The organism is Salinibacterium sp. PAMC 21357, from assembly GCF_000247645.1.
Classification (GTDB): Bacteria; Actinomycetota; Actinomycetes; order Actinomycetales; family Microbacteriaceae; genus Rhodoglobus.
This window is the reverse complement of record NZ_AHWA01000004.1, coordinates 425,124-442,686: the sequence shown is the minus strand read 5'-3', so window position 1 is coordinate 442,686 and position 17,563 is coordinate 425,124. Positions and strand designations below refer to the sequence as shown.

General features: G+C 61.1%; 17 protein-coding genes and 1 pseudogene. 9 read left to right on the top strand and 9 right to left on the bottom strand.

The features are described 5' to 3' along the window. The first annotated feature begins 202 nt into the window (after positions 1 to 202). The 5 genes from ON14_RS05430 (at position 203) to ON14_RS05410 (ending at position 4,444) form a co-directional block, all read left to right on the top strand. Positions 203 to 1,054, top strand: a complete 852-nt coding sequence (locus tag ON14_RS05430; protein ID WP_010203694.1) for an NAD-dependent epimerase/dehydratase family protein — start codon at positions 203 to 205, stop codon at positions 1,052 to 1,054. 92 nt (positions 1,055 to 1,146) lie between these two features. Continuing rightward, positions 1,147 to 2,424 carry a serine/threonine-protein kinase gene (locus ON14_RS05425; RefSeq protein WP_010203693.1) on the top strand — a complete coding sequence of 426 codons (1,278 nt, stop codon included), beginning with the start codon at positions 1,147 to 1,149 and terminating at the stop codon, positions 2,422 to 2,424. Then, positions 2,421 to 2,870, top strand: coding sequence for a hypothetical protein (locus ON14_RS05420; RefSeq protein ID WP_010203692.1), 450 nt, complete (start codon positions 2,421 to 2,423; stop codon positions 2,868 to 2,870). Before ON14_RS05425 ends, ON14_RS05420 begins: the two co-directional genes overlap by 4 nt. Positions 2,871 to 3,019: 149 nt before the next feature. Then, on the top strand, positions 3,020 to 3,514 hold the full coding sequence (locus ON14_RS05415) for a pyridoxamine 5'-phosphate oxidase family protein (RefSeq protein WP_010203691.1): 495 nt from the start codon (positions 3,020 to 3,022) through the stop codon (positions 3,512 to 3,514). Between the two features lie 51 nt (positions 3,515 to 3,565). After that, positions 3,566 to 4,444, top strand: coding sequence for a Rieske 2Fe-2S domain-containing protein (locus ON14_RS05410; protein ID WP_010203690.1), 879 nt, complete (start codon positions 3,566 to 3,568; stop codon positions 4,442 to 4,444). 24 nt (positions 4,445 to 4,468) lie between these two features. On the opposite strand, the gene ON14_RS05405 is transcribed toward ON14_RS05410, so the two are convergent. The 6 genes from ON14_RS05405 to ON14_RS05380 form a co-directional block, all read right to left on the bottom strand. Next, positions 4,469 to 5,272 (bottom strand): potassium channel family protein, encoded by an 804-nt coding sequence (locus tag ON14_RS05405; protein WP_010203689.1) that lies wholly within the window; start codon positions 5,270 to 5,272, stop codon positions 4,469 to 4,471. A gap of 129 nt (positions 5,273 to 5,401) precedes the next feature. Next, positions 5,402 to 6,748 carry an ABC transporter permease gene (locus ON14_RS05400; protein ID WP_010203688.1) on the bottom strand — a complete coding sequence of 449 codons (1,347 nt, stop codon included), beginning with the start codon at positions 6,746 to 6,748 and terminating at the stop codon, positions 5,402 to 5,404. Continuing rightward, positions 6,745 to 7,461, bottom strand: a complete 717-nt coding sequence (locus tag ON14_RS05395) for an ABC transporter ATP-binding protein (RefSeq protein WP_010203687.1) — start codon at positions 7,459 to 7,461, stop codon at positions 6,745 to 6,747. The genes ON14_RS05400 and ON14_RS05395 overlap by 4 nt, the downstream gene beginning before the upstream one ends. Further along, positions 7,458 to 9,002 carry a hypothetical protein gene (locus tag ON14_RS05390; protein ID WP_010203686.1) on the bottom strand — a complete coding sequence of 515 codons (1,545 nt, stop codon included), beginning with the start codon at positions 9,000 to 9,002 and terminating at the stop codon, positions 7,458 to 7,460. The genes ON14_RS05395 and ON14_RS05390 overlap by 4 nt, the downstream gene beginning before the upstream one ends. Continuing rightward, the gene (locus ON14_RS05385; RefSeq protein WP_141629952.1) at positions 9,003 to 9,326 is read right to left on the bottom strand and encodes a hypothetical protein; all 324 of its coding nucleotides are present in this window, start codon (positions 9,324 to 9,326) and stop codon (positions 9,003 to 9,005) included. Between the two features lie 35 nt (positions 9,327 to 9,361). Beyond that, complete coding sequence (locus ON14_RS05380) at positions 9,362 to 9,961, bottom strand: hypothetical protein (protein WP_026037540.1); 600 nt, start codon at positions 9,959 to 9,961, stop codon at positions 9,362 to 9,364. A 170-nt stretch (positions 9,962 to 10,131) separates the two neighbouring features. Here ON14_RS05380 and ON14_RS05375 point away from each other — a divergent pair, with 170 nt between their 5' ends. Continuing rightward, positions 10,132 to 11,973, top strand: a complete 1,842-nt coding sequence (locus ON14_RS05375; RefSeq protein WP_010203684.1) for a heavy metal translocating P-type ATPase — start codon at positions 10,132 to 10,134, stop codon at positions 11,971 to 11,973. A 10-nt stretch (positions 11,974 to 11,983) separates the two neighbouring features. On the opposite strand, the gene ON14_RS05370 is transcribed toward ON14_RS05375, so the two are convergent. From ON14_RS05370 to ON14_RS05360, 3 genes are read right to left on the bottom strand one after another with little or no spacing between them, the layout of a single operon-like run. Next, positions 11,984 to 13,492 (bottom strand): FAD-dependent oxidoreductase, encoded by a 1,509-nt coding sequence (locus tag ON14_RS05370; RefSeq protein ID WP_010203683.1) that lies wholly within the window; start codon positions 13,490 to 13,492, stop codon positions 11,984 to 11,986. 13 nt (positions 13,493 to 13,505) lie between these two features. After that, positions 13,506 to 14,303 carry an FAD:protein FMN transferase gene (locus tag ON14_RS05365; RefSeq protein WP_237719711.1) on the bottom strand — a complete coding sequence of 266 codons (798 nt, stop codon included), beginning with the start codon at positions 14,301 to 14,303 and terminating at the stop codon, positions 13,506 to 13,508. Positions 14,304 to 14,346: 43 nt separating this feature from the next. Further along, a complete protein-coding gene (locus tag ON14_RS05360) occupies positions 14,347 to 14,796 on the bottom strand; it encodes an FMN-binding protein (RefSeq protein ID WP_010203681.1) in 450 nt (149 codons plus the stop codon). Positions 14,797 to 14,960: 164 nt separating this feature from the next. On the opposite strand from ON14_RS05360, the gene ON14_RS05355 reads away from it, so the two are divergent. The 3 genes and pseudogenes from ON14_RS05355 (at position 14,961) to ON14_RS05350 (ending at position 17,426) form a co-directional block, all read left to right on the top strand. After that, positions 14,961 to 16,094 (top strand): ROK family transcriptional regulator, encoded by a 1,134-nt coding sequence (locus tag ON14_RS05355; protein ID WP_010203680.1) that lies wholly within the window; start codon positions 14,961 to 14,963, stop codon positions 16,092 to 16,094. A gap of 67 nt (positions 16,095 to 16,161) precedes the next feature. Beyond that, positions 16,162 to 16,416, top strand: a pseudogene (locus ON14_RS16385) (extracellular solute-binding protein); the annotation flags it as partial. 95 nt (positions 16,417 to 16,511) lie between these two features. After that, entirely contained in the window at positions 16,512 to 17,426 is a 915-nt protein-coding gene (locus ON14_RS05350; RefSeq protein WP_237719710.1) for an extracellular solute-binding protein, read from the top strand. Positions 17,427 to 17,563 lie beyond the last annotated feature (137 nt).

The following is a 17,563-nucleotide window of genomic DNA, read 5'->3' as shown; positions in this document are numbered from 1 at the left end:
GTCTCGCGCGGTAACTGACTGGTTCACGCCACGAGGTTTCAGGAAGGGCCCGAAAGCTTCGGCTTTCGGGCCCTTCCGCGTCTGCGCGCCCGCCGGAAAACACCCAGCTGTCTCTCGCTACTCTTGAGCGGCGGGTGCTGTGAAGTGTTTGCTCGTGCAGAACGCGACAGCGTGCCAAGCGGTGCGCCGTGAGGAGGTAGCAGTGACCATCGTCATAGCCGGATGTGGTGACCTGGGCATAGAAGCGGGGCTCCGCTTTGCGGCGCTGGGGCATCCTGTACTGGGCCTGCGGCGTTCAGTCGAGAAGCTGCCGTCCGAGATTGCGGGGCAAGCGGTCGACTTGTCTGCGCACGTTCCCACGCTTCCCTCAGACACCAGCGTCGTAATGATTGCCGTCAGCCCCGATGAGCGCACGCGCGAGGGCTATCTCGCGACCTACGTCGAAAGCGTGCGGAACATCGCCGCCGCTATTGAGCGAGACTGCGCTGCTGCGCCGAAGGTCATCTATATCTCGTCCACCGCGGTCTATGGTGTCAGCGATGGCTCGTGGGTCGATGAATCTACGCCGGCGAAACCCGCCTCGGCGACGGCAACTGTCTTGCGAGAAGCCGAAGTGTTGCTGCTCGAAAGCGTCGCTAACTCGACAATTCTGCGATTGGCGGGAATCTACGGGCCGGGCCGCACACGTCAGATCGACCGCATTCGTGCGGGGAACGAAACGTTAGCGCTCACCCCTTATTTCACCAATCTGATCCATCGTGATGACGCTGCGGCGGCTATCGTGCACCTCGCGACAATGGCCACATCGCCCGCCAGTATCTACCTCGGAGTAGACGATGAGCCGGCCGATCAACGCGAGGTCGTCAGCTTTCTCGCCCGCAGTATCGACCGACCAGTGCCGCCGACAAGCGCAGACGGAGCCAACGATGGCAGAGGTCGCGGCAAGCGTTGTCGCAATGACCTGCTGAAAGGCACGGGCTTCTCGTTCGTTTATCCGAGCTACCGCGAAGGGTATGCGGCAGTGATCAGGGGAGAGGGAACCCTTCATCGCTAACGTCTCCTGCTCATTCGATGAGGACCGGAAAAGCGAGCTCAGCCCCCGGAGAATTCATCTAAACTCTCCTCACCAGATCTAAGGGGGTTCGCGTGGCAACAACCAATCGCTCACGGTCATCCTCTCGCTCGGATGATGAGCTCATCGACACGGTAATTGGTGGTCGGTATCGCATCACAGGCCTGATCGGCCGCGGCGGAATGGCCTCCGTCTACCGAGCCCGTGATGAGTCGCTTCCGCGAGAAGTCGCACTCAAATTGATGCTGCCGGGCATGGCAAATCCTGATGAAATCCGCAGACAGCGCAACGAGGTGGAGACTCTCGCCTCGCTCAACCATCACGCGTTGGTCACTCTCTTTGATGCGGCATCCGAGACGGCTGAAGCCACAGACCGCGTCTTTATCGTCATGGAGTTCGTGGATGGACCGAACTTGCGCGAAGCGATGACAGCTCCCTTGTCGTCGTCGCTGGTCGCGCACCTCGGTGCCGATATCGCAGAAGCACTCCATTACATGCATAGTCGGGGCGTCGTGCATCGGGACATTAAGCCAGCAAATATCTTGTTGGCGACTTCGGACCTTCCCGACCGCCAATTTCATTCAAAGCTTGCAGACTTCGGGATTGCGCGTCTTGTCGATGGCGCGAAAATGACCTCGACGGGAACCATTATCGGCAGCGCAAGCTACCTCAGTCCCGAGCAAGCACGCGGCAGCGAAGCGCGTGGTCCATCCGATGTCTATTCGCTCGGACTCGTCTTGCTCGAAGCCCTTACCGGTCAGACGGCCTTTCCTGGGAGCGCAGTCGAGACAATCGGTGCGCGACTCAACACGTCTCCCCGCGTGCCGACCGGCCTTAGCGAAGCGTGGCGAAAGCTGTTGGCCACCATGACGGCACTGGATGCAGAAAACCGGCCGCTTCCGATGGACATCGCTGTCACTTTGCGGGCGCTCGCTTACTCCTCTGAGGGGGTGGACGCCTTCGAAGGTGACCCCACGCGTTCGCTCGTTCCGCCTGAGGGTAGCGTGAATGAGTCAACTGTTCTCGAACCCACGAAGGCGTATGCCCAGGTGGAGACGCAAGCAACAGAAGCATGGGCTGTGCCAGAGGCATCGCCCACAGTGGCATCATCCACAGCGGCACCATTCGCCGCGGCAGCGCCGAAAAGAGACGTCAAGCTAAGTCGTCACAGCGTCAAGCGCATCGGTATCGTGGCGGCTGCCGTTCTCGTGCTGACCGTTGGTGGAGTCGCGTGGTCAACTGCTCAGAATCAGTCGGTAACACCTTCAGCTCCGGCGTCGCCCAGCTACCCGGCCGTTCCTGGACAGCTGGGAACACACCTTGAGCAGCTTCAAGAAAGCGTGGAGCCATGAACCTCAGAAATCTCAGTCTCCCGCACAGCATCGTTGCGGGCGGGGCCGCCTTTGTGCTCGCTGTGTGGTTGAGTGCGTGCGCGCCAACCTCGCCCGACTTCGATTCTGATGCGGCATCGCTGCTGCAATCATCGGTTGCAATAGTGACTGACGCCGCTGCGGTGGGTGACCCCGTGGCAGCGCTAGCGGCCCTCGACGTTCTCCAGGCACAGTTGAACGAGAACACCTCGACTGGCGCCATAGGGGCTGAGCGGAGCGCCCGAATTCAAGCTTCTCTCGACCTCGTACGCGCCGACCTCACGGCGGCGTTGCCTGCCCCGTCTCCAACAACCGCTCCAGCCGATGAATCGTCGAACGACAACGACAACGGCAACGGCAACGGCAAAGGTGATGACAAGAAGGACGAGAAAGACGACAAGGACGACAAGGGCAACAAGAAGGATTAGGTACACCCTGTCGATCTCGATTCTCTGGACGCCGAATCGCACCGTCACTCTCACTCAACGCTCGGCTAGCACTCGGCCAGCATTGAGGGTTGCTGCCTAGCGTCGAAAGCGCAGCACAACTGCGCAGCCGTCGACGAATTGGAGAGACCATGTCAACTCACGAGCACGCAACAGTGGACCAGCTCGACACCATCCGTTCCATCATGAAAAGTACGCGCATTGCGATGCTGACCACGGTCAAAGCTGGCGGTGCTCTCCATAGCCACCCCATGACGGTTCAGGAAGCTGACTTCGACGGAGACTGCTGGTTTCTTGCCTCGGAGAGCGCGGATGCCGTTCAGCAGCTTCAGGCTCACCCGCACGTGAACGTGTCCTATTCCGGCTCCGGGCAGTGGCTGTCGCTTGCCGGCACGGCCGAGATCGTGCGCGATCAGGCGAAGAAGTCGGAACTCTGGAGCACGTTTACCGACGTGTGGTTCGAGGGCGGCGAGACGGATCCCTCGGTCGTGCTCATTCACGTCAAGGCTGATTCGGCGCAGTACTGGGAGAGCCCCGGCAAGGTCGCGACTCTGGTCGGTGTGGTTGCCGCGAAGATCACTGGGGAGGAGCCTCAGACTGGTTCTTCCGAGTCGGTCACCGTCTAGTCCTCTCAAAAAGCACACGACGAACCACAGGCTGAGAGGAACAAGGCTCTGATGAAACGACTGCCCGTACTGCGAAACGTTGACCGCCTAGAGGAGGCGACCGCGCTCGATCCCGCTGTCGAGAAGACGCGCGGCGTCGTAGACACCGTTCTTCGCCCTCGGTGGTTGCGGGATTTACTGCACGGCGTGCCGTTGGGGCACCCCGTGCATCCGCTCGGCGTGCACGTTCCGCTCGGAGCGTGGATCTCGGCCGGTGTGCTCGACATTCTGCCGGGTACCGAGCAAGCGTCGCGTGCACTGGTCGGAGTAGGCGTGCTGGGAGCAAGTGGAACGGCGGTTGCAGGCTTTGCGGACTGGTCGAAGCTTGACGAGAAGCAACAGCGAGTCGGCATCGTGCACGCCGCGGTCAATATTGTGGCGACGGGCTTCTTCGCGGCATCCTTCATTCAGCGCTCCCGCGGCAGGCACACGAGTGGCAAAGTTCTGAGCTACGCGGGACTGGCCATCGCGTCGGGCGGCGGCTATCTCGGTGGGCACATGACCTACCGCCAAGCAGCGGGCGTCAGCCACGCGCCGGATGTCGAAGCCAACTTCCCCAGCGGCTGGCAGCAGCTAGCGCCGCTCACTGAGCTTGCGGATGGCTCACTCGAGAAGCGCGTTGTCGCCGATACCGAGGTAGTGGTCTTCCGTCGCGGAGACCGCGTCTCGGTGCTCTCGAACACGTGCAGCCACTTGGGAGCCGAACTTCACGACGGCTACGTCGTCGGTGACGATTCCACCCCGGGAGGCGCGTGCGTGGAGTGCCCGTGGCACCAGAGTGCGTTCTCGCTCGACACGGGTGAAGTCATCCACGGGCCAGCGACGAGTCCGCAACCCCGCTTCGAGAGCCGAGTCGTGGATGGCACGGTAGAGATTCGGTTGCCGCGGTAGCTTCCTCCGTTTCACGCCGCCTATTTAGAGAGGCGAACGGGCACGGTCGGATGCTTCCGTCGGCGGTGTGGGCGTCGGCGGCGATGTGGGTGCTGGAGTCCCTGACGACGCGGCCATGTGCGTCGCATGCTCGAGGAGTACGTGCTTGAGCTCAGCCACCTGCTTCGTGAGATCCGTGACTTCGCGACGCGTTGCGACATGCGAGAGCTCGTCCTGGGCCGCAACTCGTTCCACGATCCACGAGGCGAGGGTTGCCGTAACAACACCAAGGAGGGCGATTCCGGCCATCATCACGCCAGCGGCAATCACTCGACCGAGCGTCGTAGCGGGATAGATGTCGCCGTAGCCGACGGTCGTGATCGTGACGAAGGCCCACCAGATACCATCGCCGAGATTGGTGATCTGAGTGCTGTCGGCGTTGCGTTCGGTATCCAAAATGGCGAGCCCGGCCACGAACACGAGCAACAGGGACGACCCGACGGCGTACGTCAGCACCCCGCCTCGCACGGCCGTTCCCGCGCGTCTTTGGAGCACGTTCAGCAGTGTCACCAGGCGCAGCAGGCGCAGCGGACGCAACATCGGCAGCACGACGACGAGCAGATCGAATAGGTGTTTCCTGAACCAGAACCAGCGCCGCTCGGCCAGGATGAGGTTAACGAGGTAGTCGATAACAAACACGACCCAGGTAATCGCAATCACGACCTCGGCAACGAGCATCGCTGTGCCAGAAAGGTTGGCGATTACTTCCCACGCGTAGGCGATCAGAAAAATGATGGCCGCAATCGTCAGCGGTATGTCCATGATCTGTTGCCAGCGCCGTTGAGTCATGGTTTCGAGCCTACCGACCCCGCTTCGGCTCGACGTGCTGCCGGTGACCGCAATGGTGGCGAAGGCGGCAGCCGTCGAGTGCCCTGCACGCGGGCCCTACGAGGCGAGAATTTCAGAAAAATATTGCGGTTAGGTCCCTCCGCGTAGGGCGGTAATCGGCTCAATATTGGAAGCCCGATTTGCTGGATACGCTCCGGCGACAAGCCCGACTACCGCACCAAGAAGGGCGGCACCGAGCGCGACCCAGATGTCGAGTACCGGCGACCACCCCTGGGTCAACGAGACAATCACCACCGCAAATACGCCTAGTGCCGAGCCGATTAACCCGCCAAGGAGGCCGATGACGACAGACTCGACAATAAATTGCGACGCAATGTTGCGCTTCGTTGCCCCGAGCGCGCGCCGAAGTCCTATCTCGCCGACACGCTCCATGACCGACAGCAGCGTGACATTGGCGATGCCCAGCCCGCCGGCGAGCAGCGCGATCGCGCCCAGAATAAGAAAAACGATGTTGATGTCGGCCTGCACGCTCTCCTGAAGTTCTGACTTTGTCGCCGGCGCTTGCACCGTGAAGTTCTCTGGCGCGTTGGGATCCAGCGCTATTGGTGCCTGCCTGGCGACGAGATCGCCTGCACCAGTTTGGATCTGAATCTGAAGTTCATCTGGGGAGGGGAGACCGAAGTCTGCTCGTGCAGTTCCGAGCGGAAGAATGACTGAATCGAGCAGATCGCTGCGGCGTTCAACCCCCGTGATAATTCCGATCACGGTGTATGAGCGATCGCCGATGAAAATCGAGGGTTGGCTATCGACGCGGTTGATGCCGATCTTTTCGGCGGCATTTGCTCCGAGCACAACAACCCGATCTCCCCGAGTGTCGTGACCGCTGTCGAAATACCGGCCGGTGACCACCCGACCGCGTACGGCTTCGAGGAGCGATGCTGAGGTCGCTAGTAGCGGTGGGCTGAGAGTCTCTGCCGCGGAGGGGTCGTTGACCGGGACTGCCGTGATCGCGACGTCTCCGAGCGGGACCGCCGCTATAAGCCCTGCTCGTTCGACCCCTGCTAACCTCTCGACGCGCTCGCCCGAGTCCCAGGGCAGCCGTGCGGTGGACTGCGATTTACCTCTCGCATCGCGACTGCTGCCGGGTTCGATCACTACTTGGGTTGCGGCGACCGCATCGAATTGGCTCGCGATCTGACCGGCGGTGGTTTGTGCAAAACCAATGGTGACGACAAGTGACGCAATTCCGAGCACTGTGCCGAGAGTGGTCATGATGAGCCGTGACGGGCGTGCTCCAATGCCAAACGACGCCTCGATTATGAGATCCTGCACCAGGAAGCGATCGCTGTGTTTTACCGCTGGCGCTACCGCAACGTTCTCGAGCGCGGCTTTTGGCGTGGCTTCCGCAGCCTTGCCTGGGGCGCGTGCAAATCTGAGCCGTGTCGGAAGGTGAGCTAACCAACGCTGCAGCTTCACGCGAGCTCGCTCAGCTGGCCGTCAGCGATACGCACACGACGCTGGGCGCGTTCGGCAACTGCCACGTCGTGCGTGATGATGACAAGCGTGAGCCCGTCAGCATGTAGTTCTTCGAAGAGGTTCATGACTTCGCCAGATGTCGTCGCATCGAGATTCCCAGTCGGTTCGTCGGCGAGTAACAATCGCGGCGAGCTGACTACAGCACGTGCAACGGCGACTCGCTGGCGTTCGCCGCCGGAGAGTGTTCCTGGCAAAAAATTTAGTCGGTGGTTCAGCCCTACTCGGTCGAGAGCCGCGCGCGCGCGATGTTCACGCTCGGCGCGGGGCACCCCGTTGTAGAGGGTTGCGAGGAGCACGTTATCAAGCACCGAACGGTGTGGCAGCAGATGAAAAGCTTGAAAAACGAAGCCGATGCTTCCCCCACGTACTGCGGCGCGATCATCTTCGCTCAGCAAACTCGTCAGCTGGCCGTCGAGGTGGTACTCGCCAACACTTGGCCTGTCGAGCAGTCCGAGCACGTTGAGCATTGTCGATTTTCCCGATCCGCTCGGTCCGACGATCGAGAGGTAATCACCCGCATCGATGCGCAGATTCACGGCTCTCAACGCTTGCACCTCTGGCGGACCGGGAAAGGACCGGGTCACATTGATAAGTTCGACAACGGGAGCTGTCTCGACGCTGGAACTTAGCCCGATTGCACCGGGACTTATCATCGGCCAACCACAACTAGGGCGCCAGCATCGAGCCGGCCTTCGACCGGGATAATCTCCACATAACCTTCTGCGGCGAGACCCGTCGTGACCTCGATGAGCCGCGTCTTTCCGTCTTCTTCACTTACCTCTATTCGAGATTCGCCGCCCGCACCCGCCGTGAGCGCGGCAAGAGGAACGGCGAGCACTTTCCCCTCGGTGGAGCTGACGGGAATCTGCACGCGCACGTTGTTGCCTTGAAGGATCTGCAACTGTTCGGGAGTGAGGGCGTCTGGGGTAAGCACTACGTCGTACCGCACGCCTTCTTGCGCCTTTCCGTCGTCTCGCGGCTCGACCTTTGTTACTGTCGCCTCTATTTCGCTGTCGTCAGGCATCGAGATGACAGCGCGAGCGCCGACCGCGAGCAGTTTGGCGTCACTCTCTGCTGCTGACGCGGCAATGACGAGGCTTGAACCGGACACCCGCATTATGGACGCCCCGACGGCGGAGCCACGAGTAACCATGACCTCATCCACACGTCTCGGTAATCCGCTGAGATAGAGCACTTCGCTCGACGGAAGATAGCTGAGAGTGCCGCTTCGGGTTTCCGTGAGCAGTGCTCGCGCCGAGGCGGCTCCTGCTCGGGCGGCGTTCAGTGCCGCTACAGCGGCTCCAGCGTCAGGGATGGCGAGTGCTTCCGCCCGTGCAGCCACGGCTATGTCATAGTCCGCTGCGCGGTCAGCGACCTCTGCCGGGTCGAGAGGGACTGCATTCTGCGCGGCCTTGAGCGCGACATCCGCTTGGCGAACTAAGTTGTTTTGGGCTAGGCGCACCGATTCGGGCGCTCCGCTCGATGTCGCGGAAAGCTCGCGCTGCGCAGCAGCTACTTGTTCATCGGCCGAGCGTACGCTGTCTTCGGCGGAGCGCACAGACTCCGCAGTTCCTTCCGGGGAGTCAGGTGCGGGGTAGCCGACCGCGTTGTAGAGCGCGGCAATACCGGCCGCCGTTGCCGAGTCGAACACGTTGGACTCTGGGTTTCCTCCGTCGATGCCGACGGCTCGCAGTGCTTGCTTAAGTTGCACGACATCTGGCCCGGCAACGCCGATGCGCAGGGTGCGGTACACCGGAAGGTCCCCGGGCAGCACAATAACGGGACGACCAGCAACCTCAAGGGCTACGGCGAGCGCGTCCAAGTTTGCGCCTGCTGTGGGCACTTGTCCCGTGACGACGGCGGGACCGCCAATATCGCCTGTTTCTAGAGCAACCTCAACTGAGTCGGCGAAGTTAGCATCGCCACGAAGTGTGACGTCGTTGGCAAGCTCACGGTTCTCAACGGGCACAGTGATCAGGCCAGCATCAGGCGCTGTCGCGTTCTGGGCAGCCTGGCTAGGAGAGACAATGAACCTGCTCAACAAGACGCCGGCCAGTAGAGAGACTATGGCGACCGCGGCCATAACCCAGATGACGCGGTTGCTGTTGAGTAGTCGCTTCCACCCGCTGGTGCGCGACATAGCGGGCGGGTCATTCTCGCTCTCGAGAGAGACCGGCGAAAGTTCAGTTGACATCTACTTGGACTGGGTGGCGGCGGCGAGCATCTCGTCGAGTTCTGCCTTGTTCTCAGCGACGAACTGTTCTTCGAGCTTGAACTGGGCGGCGAGCGTCTTCTGTTCGAAATCGAGATCTTCGCTGCAGTGGAAATCGGCGAGCGCAAGATCGATTTCTACGTCACGTAGCTCAGCTCGTTTTTCTTTACTGAGTTCCTCAACACCCTCGGCCCACGCTTCTTCGCCTTGGGCATTCATGAAGTCGTACACGGCATCTTTCGATGCGAGGTCGGGATGTCCGGCGTCCGCCATGCAGGAGGACCACTCTGCGTTGAATTTCTTCATCTCGGGAGACTCTTGCTGTTCCTCCCACAGTTTGCTCATTGACTCGATGAGCTTTTTGTATTTGGGGTCTGAAGACACTTGGCCGGCGCGAACCTCGGAATTGGCCGTGCCATAACAACCGAGCGGTTCGTGCTGAAGTCGGGGTCGTTCATTTCTTCTTCGGTGGGCTGTGGCCCGTGCAGCACTTCGTAGTAAGCGAGCTGTTCACTCTCGGAGAGCGTCATTACGTAGTCTTGGTTGGGGTCGACGTAGCTTTCTGCTTCTTCGTTCTGCGCAGCCTGCTGTTCATCGGTGAGGTTGTAGCCGTAACCATTAGCGGCTACCCATTCCTCAGTGTTTCGCTCGGCAAAATCACCGTCGTCAAAGCTGTAATTGGCGGTCTGATCCACCGGTAAATAGGTAAAACCCTCATCGGCCATGCACACTGCGATGAGTTCCTCAGCAGCGTTTGCCTCTGCAATGTACTCGTCGTTCTCTTTGTCTCCGCCGTAGAGTGCGGAGGAATAGACGTACAGCGGGCTGTCCTCATAGGTGAGCTCGCCATTACTCTCGCCAGTTGACGAGCATCCCGCGAGCAACAGGGACGCGAAGGCGATTGGTGCGACACCGAGGGTGACGAGATGTGGTCGGGGCATAGTGCACTCCTCAAGTATTGAGAACAGGCGTTTCTCAACGCATCTGGTTACTGGATGAGGCAATGCTATAACTTTGAGGATTGATCGAACATCATTCTTGAGGATGAGTTTGAAATAAGGAGAGCCTGCACTCGCTGGCCGGATGCCGTGAATGCGAGTAGAACGAGAACATGACTACTCTCGCGGCGGCAGTACGCCGCTATCCGCTTGTCGCGCTGACAGTGGTTGTGGGAGCGGTTGGTTTGGCCCTGTACTGGACGCCAGCATCCGCCGTCGGGCCGTGGCTTCTTTCGCTCTATGCCCTTGCGGTTGCTGCGCGTGAGGCAGTCTCGATGGTGCGGAAGCTGCTGCGCCGCGAGTTTGGGCTTGACGTGTTGGCGGTGACCGCGATCATCGCGACCGTGGTCGTCGGAGAATACTGGGCAAGTATCGTGATCGTGCTGATGCTCACGGGTGGTGAAGCCCTCGAAGATTTTGCGGCGGGCCGGGCAAAGCGCGAGTTGAACGCGCTGCTTAGCCGCGTGCCCCAGACGGCCCATCAGGTGACGGATGCTGGTGACCTGATCGATGTTCCCGCGACGGAGATTGCGGTGGGAGATCGACTTGTCGTGCGCCCCTCAGAGATCGTGCCCGTCGATGCGGTTCTGATATCGGCGGCAACGGCGGTGGATGAGTCGTCGTTGACCGGTGAGAGCATGCCCGTAGAAAAAGTGACCGGCGATGTGCTGTTGAGCGGATCGGTGAACGGGCCTGAAGCGGTCACGGTGCAAGCGAACGCGCGGGCAGCCGACAGCCAGTACCAGCGCATTGTGCAACTGGTGACGGAAGCGGCGGGGAGCAAGGCGCCCATCGTGCGGTTGGCCGATCGCTACGCTGTACCCTTCACTTTCGTCTCGATCGCGCTCGCCGCCATTGCCTGGTTGGTGTCTGGCGATCCGGTGCGATTTGCCGAAGTGCTCGTCGTCGCGACCCCGTGCCCGCTGCTTATCGCGGCCCCAGTAGCGTTCATGGCGGGAATGTCGAGCGCCTCTACCTACGGCGTTGTCGTCAAAAATGCCGGCACGCTTGAGGTGCTGGCTCGTGCCAAAACTGTGGTGTTCGACAAGACGGGTACGCTCACGAGCGGTCGCCCCGTCGTCGTCGACGTTCGCCCCGAAGGTTCGTTGAGCAAAGACGAGTTGCTGGCGTTGGTCGCCGCGGCAGAGCAGTACTCCTCACACGTACTTGCGGCATCCCTCGTTGACGCAGCGAAGCAACGTGAGCTCGTGTTGCCCGAAGTGCAGGATGCCCGCGAAGTTGCCACGCACGGCGTGCAAGCACGGATCGGTACTCAACTCGTGACCGTCGGCAAACCGGCGTTCGTGGCGCAGAAGGCGCCAGCACTCACTCGCCTTGAGCTCGCTAGTGGCGAGGCTGCGGTGTACGTCTCGGTGGATGACCGCTACGCCGGCGCGATTGTGCTGCGCGATGCTGTGCGGGCCGAAGCGGCGCGCACTCTGACCGAACTGAAGGCGTTGGGCATCCAGAACACCCTGATGCTCACGGGCGATGTCGAAGAAACCGCGCGCAAGGTTGCTGACGAATTGCGCATCAGCGAGGTGCACGCGGAGTGCCTGCCCGAAGACAAGGTACGTCTCGTACACGCGACGAGTCCGCACCCGGTGGTGATGGTTGGCGACGGCGTGAACGATGCGCCCGTGCTCGGCGCCGCTGACGTCGGCATCGCGATGGGTGCCAAGGGATCGACCGCAGCGAGCGAATCGGCCGACGTCGTAATTTTGGTCGATGACCTCTATCGGGTCGTGTCGGCCGTGCAAGTCAGCCAGCGCACCGTGCAGATAGCGCTGCAGAGCATCTGGATTGGCATCGCCATCAGTGTGGGCCTCATGCTGTTCGCCATGACGGGGGCACTTCCGGCGGTAGTGGGCGCCGGCCTGCAAGAAGTCGTTGACCTCGTCACGATTCTCAACGCGCTGCGGGCGCTGAACCTCAAGCGTCGCGTTCGGGCCTAATCGCCGCGCCTTAGTAGCCGGAAAAGTAATCGCTGCGGATGCGGCGAGCACCGTTCTCGCGCAGGGTTGATTTGAGATCGTTTACGAGCCCGGGCGGGCCGGAAAGATAAACGTGGCGGTCGGCTAGGTCGGGCACGTGACCCGAGAGCGCAGCCCCGGTGACTCGACCGTCGCCGCCATGCTCCCAGCCGGTAGGCAGCGGCATGCTCGACTGCGGGCCGAACACAACGACGCGCACGCCCGCCTCAGTGAGGAGGGCGGCGAACGGCAACGGTCCGATCTGGGATGAGGCGTAGACGACAACGATGTCGCGATCCTCACTTTGGCGATGAGCGTGCGCGATTTGGCTAGCGAAGGGCGTTACTCCAATTCCCCCGGCGACCAGGAGGAGCGGTGTGGCGGTGTTGCGGGGCAAGACGAAGTCGCCCCAAATTCCGGTGGCGTTGACCTGCGAACCCCGCGGGAGGGCGAGAAGCGCAGCCTTGAAACTGCTCGAGTTTTCTGGAGCGGTGAAGGTCACCGAGAGGGTAGCTCCGGCATCCGGAGCCGAGGAAATGGTGAAGTAGCGGCGCACCCCGCGAAAATCTGGAGAACTGTGGGGCAGCGAAAGCTCAATGTACTGGCCAGCCCGGAACATGATGGGGCGGTGCGGGGCAAACGTGATTTGCCACGTTCCGGGGGCGATCTCAGTTGTTTCGACGCGCGTCATTCGGATGGTGCGGCGTTGAGTGAAGACGAACGCCACGAGGTTGCCGATGAGCAGGGCAAGAAGCGGGTCGCTGTAGACAGGTCCGATTGAGAAAGGGATCGCGAACAGCAGCGCAACGAGAACGGCAAGACTCAACCGTTGCCAGCGCCGTGGCGGCAGGGTGAGGGGTTCGCTCAGCATGAACCCGACAAAGAAAATCAGTGGCGACGACGCGAAGGTGAAACTCAGTGCCTCGACGAGAGTGCCGCCGCCGGTAATGGTGAGAACGATCCGGATGCTGGCGGCGACGACAACGAAGATCAGACCGAGATCGAGGCGCTGGGTGCGATACAAAATTAGCAACCCGGCAATCACAATCAGCGGCTGAAGCAGGGGAGTTCCCACCCACCAACTCGGAAAACCGAGCGGAGCAAAGATGAAGACGTACGCCCCGAGAGCAGCAGGGTTGAAAATATGGCGCCCGCGGAATGCGATGAGAAATTTGGATGCCGCAGCGATTGTTGACGCCAGAGCAATGCCCAACAACGCCTCCAGCTCAAGACCAGGGGCCATGATGAAGAACACCAGTAACCCGGTTATGAGCGAAGACTCACGGTGGGCGCGCTGACGCACGATACGAGCGCCGAGCCAGCTGGCACCATAACTGAACACGACGGCGACGGGCAGGCTGGCGAGTAGCGCCATCGGGTCAGGGGAGATGAGATCGAAGAACGACAGTGCGATTGCGGCAACGGCGATTACGAGCAGCCACAAGAGTACGAGCTTGTGCATCGCGATTGCGCCGAGTCTGCGGTCTAGCCATCGCTTCATGCGCTTGACCTTTCTAGAAATAGTTCCCCATTGAGGTCGGGCGAATAGTCGACGCGTCCCGTCGAAAACATCCGCACCCACTGGAAGCTGAATTCGAGAGCCAGCGTCGCTGGCTCGGCAAAGAAGAGTGCGGTAGCAAGCCCATCAGCCTCAAGCGCTGTCGCGGCGATTGCCACGTCGCAATAATGCGGTCGGTGGGCAGTCCGGTGCGCGCATCGAGAATGTGGTGCAACCCGGCCCACGCCCGGCGGTTAGGCGCTGAGGCGCAAATCGCCTGGTTGTGCACCGAGACGACGCCGATGGCTTTGGTGGTGTCGAGTGGATGTTCCAACGCAACCCGCAGCGGCGTTTCGCCCCGGTGCAGCAGATCTCCGCTCGCATCCACTGTTGTGGTGGTGACTCCGTGGGCGGCGAGCACTTCGGTCACAAGGTCCACGAGGTAGCCCTTGCCGGCGGCTCCCACGTCGAGCACGGCGGGGGTGAGGGTGGTGAGTTCAGTGCCGTTCCAGCTGATTGCTTCGTGCCATTCGGGCACGCGGGTGCGGGTGTTGCTCGGACGCAGCGAGTAGGTGCGGTCGTAGCCGAGTTCTTCGAGGGCGCGGCCGACGAGTGGGCTTACTGCTCCCTCGGTGGCGTCGTAGAGCCGGCGGTATAGCTCGAACAGTGGCGGAGCATCCGCGGGAAAAGGGTAGCTGCCGGGGGTGCGCGCTATTGCGGTGACGAGGGAGTCTTCGCGAAAGCGCGAGTATGTTCGGTCGAACTGTTCGATTCGTTCGGCGACGGCAGCGTCAGCGTCGGCACTGAGGGGCAGTGCCGTGTCGATTTGCCAGGGCGCACCTATAGCGTCGAACGTGTTAGTTGGCGAGAGCGTCTGCCTTAATGACAGCGACGGCTTTATTGAAGCCGCCGCTGGTGAGCGACGAGCCAGCTACTTTATCGACGGAGAGCTCGTCGATGTTTTTGCCGACGACTTCAGCAGCGATTCCGTCGATGAATTCGCCTTGGAACTGCTTGGAGTTGGGGCTCTCGCCGAACCCTACAACGGTGACGTCGGTAATGACGTTGCTCGCGAGGGTGAGGGTGACTTCTACTTGCTCGGCACCGTTGGGCGAGATGTAGTCACCGGTTTCGGTGTAGCTGCCGTCGGCGTAGTCGCCGCCGGTTGCGGTCGCAGCATCGTCGGCGCGGTCAGTGACGGGAGCGTCGGTGCCGGTGGCGGGGGAGGAGCAGGCCGAGAGCGCGCCAACGAGGGTTACTCCGGCAAAGATGGCGACGGCGGTCTTGTTGTCGGTGAGGCTGCGCATGAGGCTCCTGGGTTTTCGTGAATGTTTAGTATGCCCGAGTCACCCTGACGAACGGCTGGTGTTGTTCTGAGAAATGGACTGTGCGAGACGGAACTTGGTTGGTAACAATTCCGTCGCAAGGGTTGCGAATCTTTAGTTCGTAAAGTTTACTAACAAACATGACAATGGGGTTCACCAACGGAAAAGCACTACGGCCAACGGCAAAAGTACTGCCCGAGCACGCGCGCAATCACAACAGATCACTCGTGATTCAAACGCTCTACCGCCAGGGCGAACTGAGCCGCGCCGACATCGCTCGCGAAACCGGCCTCACCCGTGTCACGATCTCCGACCTCGTTGCCGAGCTCATCGTTGACGGGCTGGTAGTTGAGACCGGGCAGCGCGAAGGCAGCCGCCCCGGCAAGCCCGCCACCATGCTCGAACTCAACGCTGAAGCCTTCGATCTCGTCGGCGTCGACCTCAGCGACTACAGCACTTTTCGGGGTGCCGTCATGGACCTCCACGGAGCCATCCGCTACCGCCACGAAATTGCCCTCGCCGACAGTAGCGGTGCGGATGCCACGGCCAAAGTCATCGCCCTCGTTGAGGCCCTTCTCGCCAACGTCACCCGCCCCGTGCTCGGCGTCGGTATCGGTTCCCCCGGTGTCGTCGATCTCGCCGGTGTCGTCTTGAGCGCCCCCAATCTCGGCTGGACCGATGTGCCTCTGCAAAGCATGCTCACCGAACGCTTCGAGCTTCCTGTTGTTGTCGCCAATGACGCCAACGTAGCGGCGCTGGCCGAACACAGTTTTGGCAGTGCCGCCAGCGACATGATGCTCATTAAAGTGGGTCACGGTGTCGGTGCCGGGCTCCTCTTGGGCGGCATCCCCCTCTTCGGCAGCTCCTTCGCGGCGGGCGAAATCGGCCACGTCGTTGTCGGTACCGACGGCGGTTTGGAATGTGCCTGCGGCAAAACCGGGTGCTTGGAAACCTGGTTGGCGACACCGCGGCTCGATGCGGCCATCGCTGCGGCATCCGATGACGATGCACGAAACACAGTCTTGACAGAAGCAGGGCAACGCCTCGGCATTGCTCTTGCCCCTGTTGTCGGTGCACTCAATCTTTCAGAGATTGTACTGAGCGGCCCGACCTCACTGCTTGAGGGTGCGCTTAAGCACGCCACCATCGAGACACTCCGCGCACGAACGATGGCCAAGTTCCACGGCGATCTGACGGTGCGGATGACAGCGCTCGGAGAAGACATTGTCATGCGCGGCGCAGCCGTGATGGTGCTCTCCGCGCAACTGGGAGTCTCATAGTCGAGCTCCCTGCACCACGAGGTGTCCAGTTTTCCGCTGGCACCATCGCCCTAGGAAAGGAAACACAGTGAGGAAACTCAGCATCGCGGCGCTTGGCGTCGTGGCAGCGCTAGCTCTGGCAAGTTGTTCAGCAGGAGACAGCGGCAGCGGCGAAGACGCCACCGCCGACCTGCGCGTGTGGCTGGTCGGAACGGATACTCCGCAAGAGGCCCGTGACTACCTGATCGACACTTTCGAGTCAGAAAACCCCGGATCGACAATCACCATCGAAGAGCAGGCGTGGGGTGGTCTCGTTGACCTTCTCACCACCAACCTCTCCGGCAGCGACAGCCCCGACCTCGTTGAGGTCGGCAACACCCAAGCAGCAGCGTTCACGTCGGCGGCGCATTCCTCGACCTCACTGCTGACTACGACGCTCTGGGTGGCGACGACCTTCTTCCCGGATTCGTGGAGGCAGGATCGTACGACGATAAGTTCTATGCCGCGCCGCTTTATTCGGGCTCACGACTGGTCTTCTACAAGAAAGATGCCCTCGCTGCGGCAGGGCTGAGCGTTCCGACTACCCTCGACGAGTACATCAGTAATGGCGTCGCGCTCGCGGATGCCAACCCGGGCGCATCCGGAATCTGGTGGCCAGGACAGGACTGGTACAACGCGCTTCCTTTCATTTGGGAAAACGGTGGCGAAGTTGCCACCTTCGAGGGCGGCGAATGGAAGTCGCAGTTCTCGTCCGCTGAATCGATTGCCGGCATTGAGCAAGTGCAAGAGGTGATGACGGATGCCTCGCGGGCTCCGAAGGATGCCAACGAAACCAACCCTCAGGTCGGGTACTGCGAGGGAACAACCCTGCAACTGTCTGCCCCCAGCTGGGTGAAGTGGTCGATTCTGGCTCCGCTCGACGCCGAAACTCCCGGTTGCCCCGATGAAGAAGCTAACCTCGGCGTCTACGCCATGCCCGGTAAAGACGGTGGCGCAGCCCAGGTGTTCGCTGGTGGATCAAACATTGCGGTCTCGGCAAAGTCCGCTCAACCCGAACTCGCCAAGAAGGCACTTGCGATCATCCTGAGCGACGAGTTCCAGTCGATCTACGGTGCTAACGGCCTAGTGCCGGCCAAGTTGTCGCTTGCCGACACGCTCGGAACGGATGAGGTTGCTGTGGCAATCTCTGAAGCTGCCGGTGCTGCACGGCTGACCCCGGCATCCCCCAAGTGGGCTGACGTTGAAGCATCGGGCGCGCTGACCGACTTCTTCGTTCAGGTGGCTCAGGGAGGCGACGTGACTTCGCTAGCGAAGGATCTCGACGCAAAGATCGACAGCATTCTCAACGGTTAGCCGCCGGTGCCGGAGACGGTACCTGTAATAGCAAAAGGGTGCTCGGCTCGGTCGCGCATGACTGAACCGAGCACCCATTTCGTTGCCATCGCCCTAGGAAAAGGTTCGAGGCACAGTCCAATATTAACCGGGAGCTC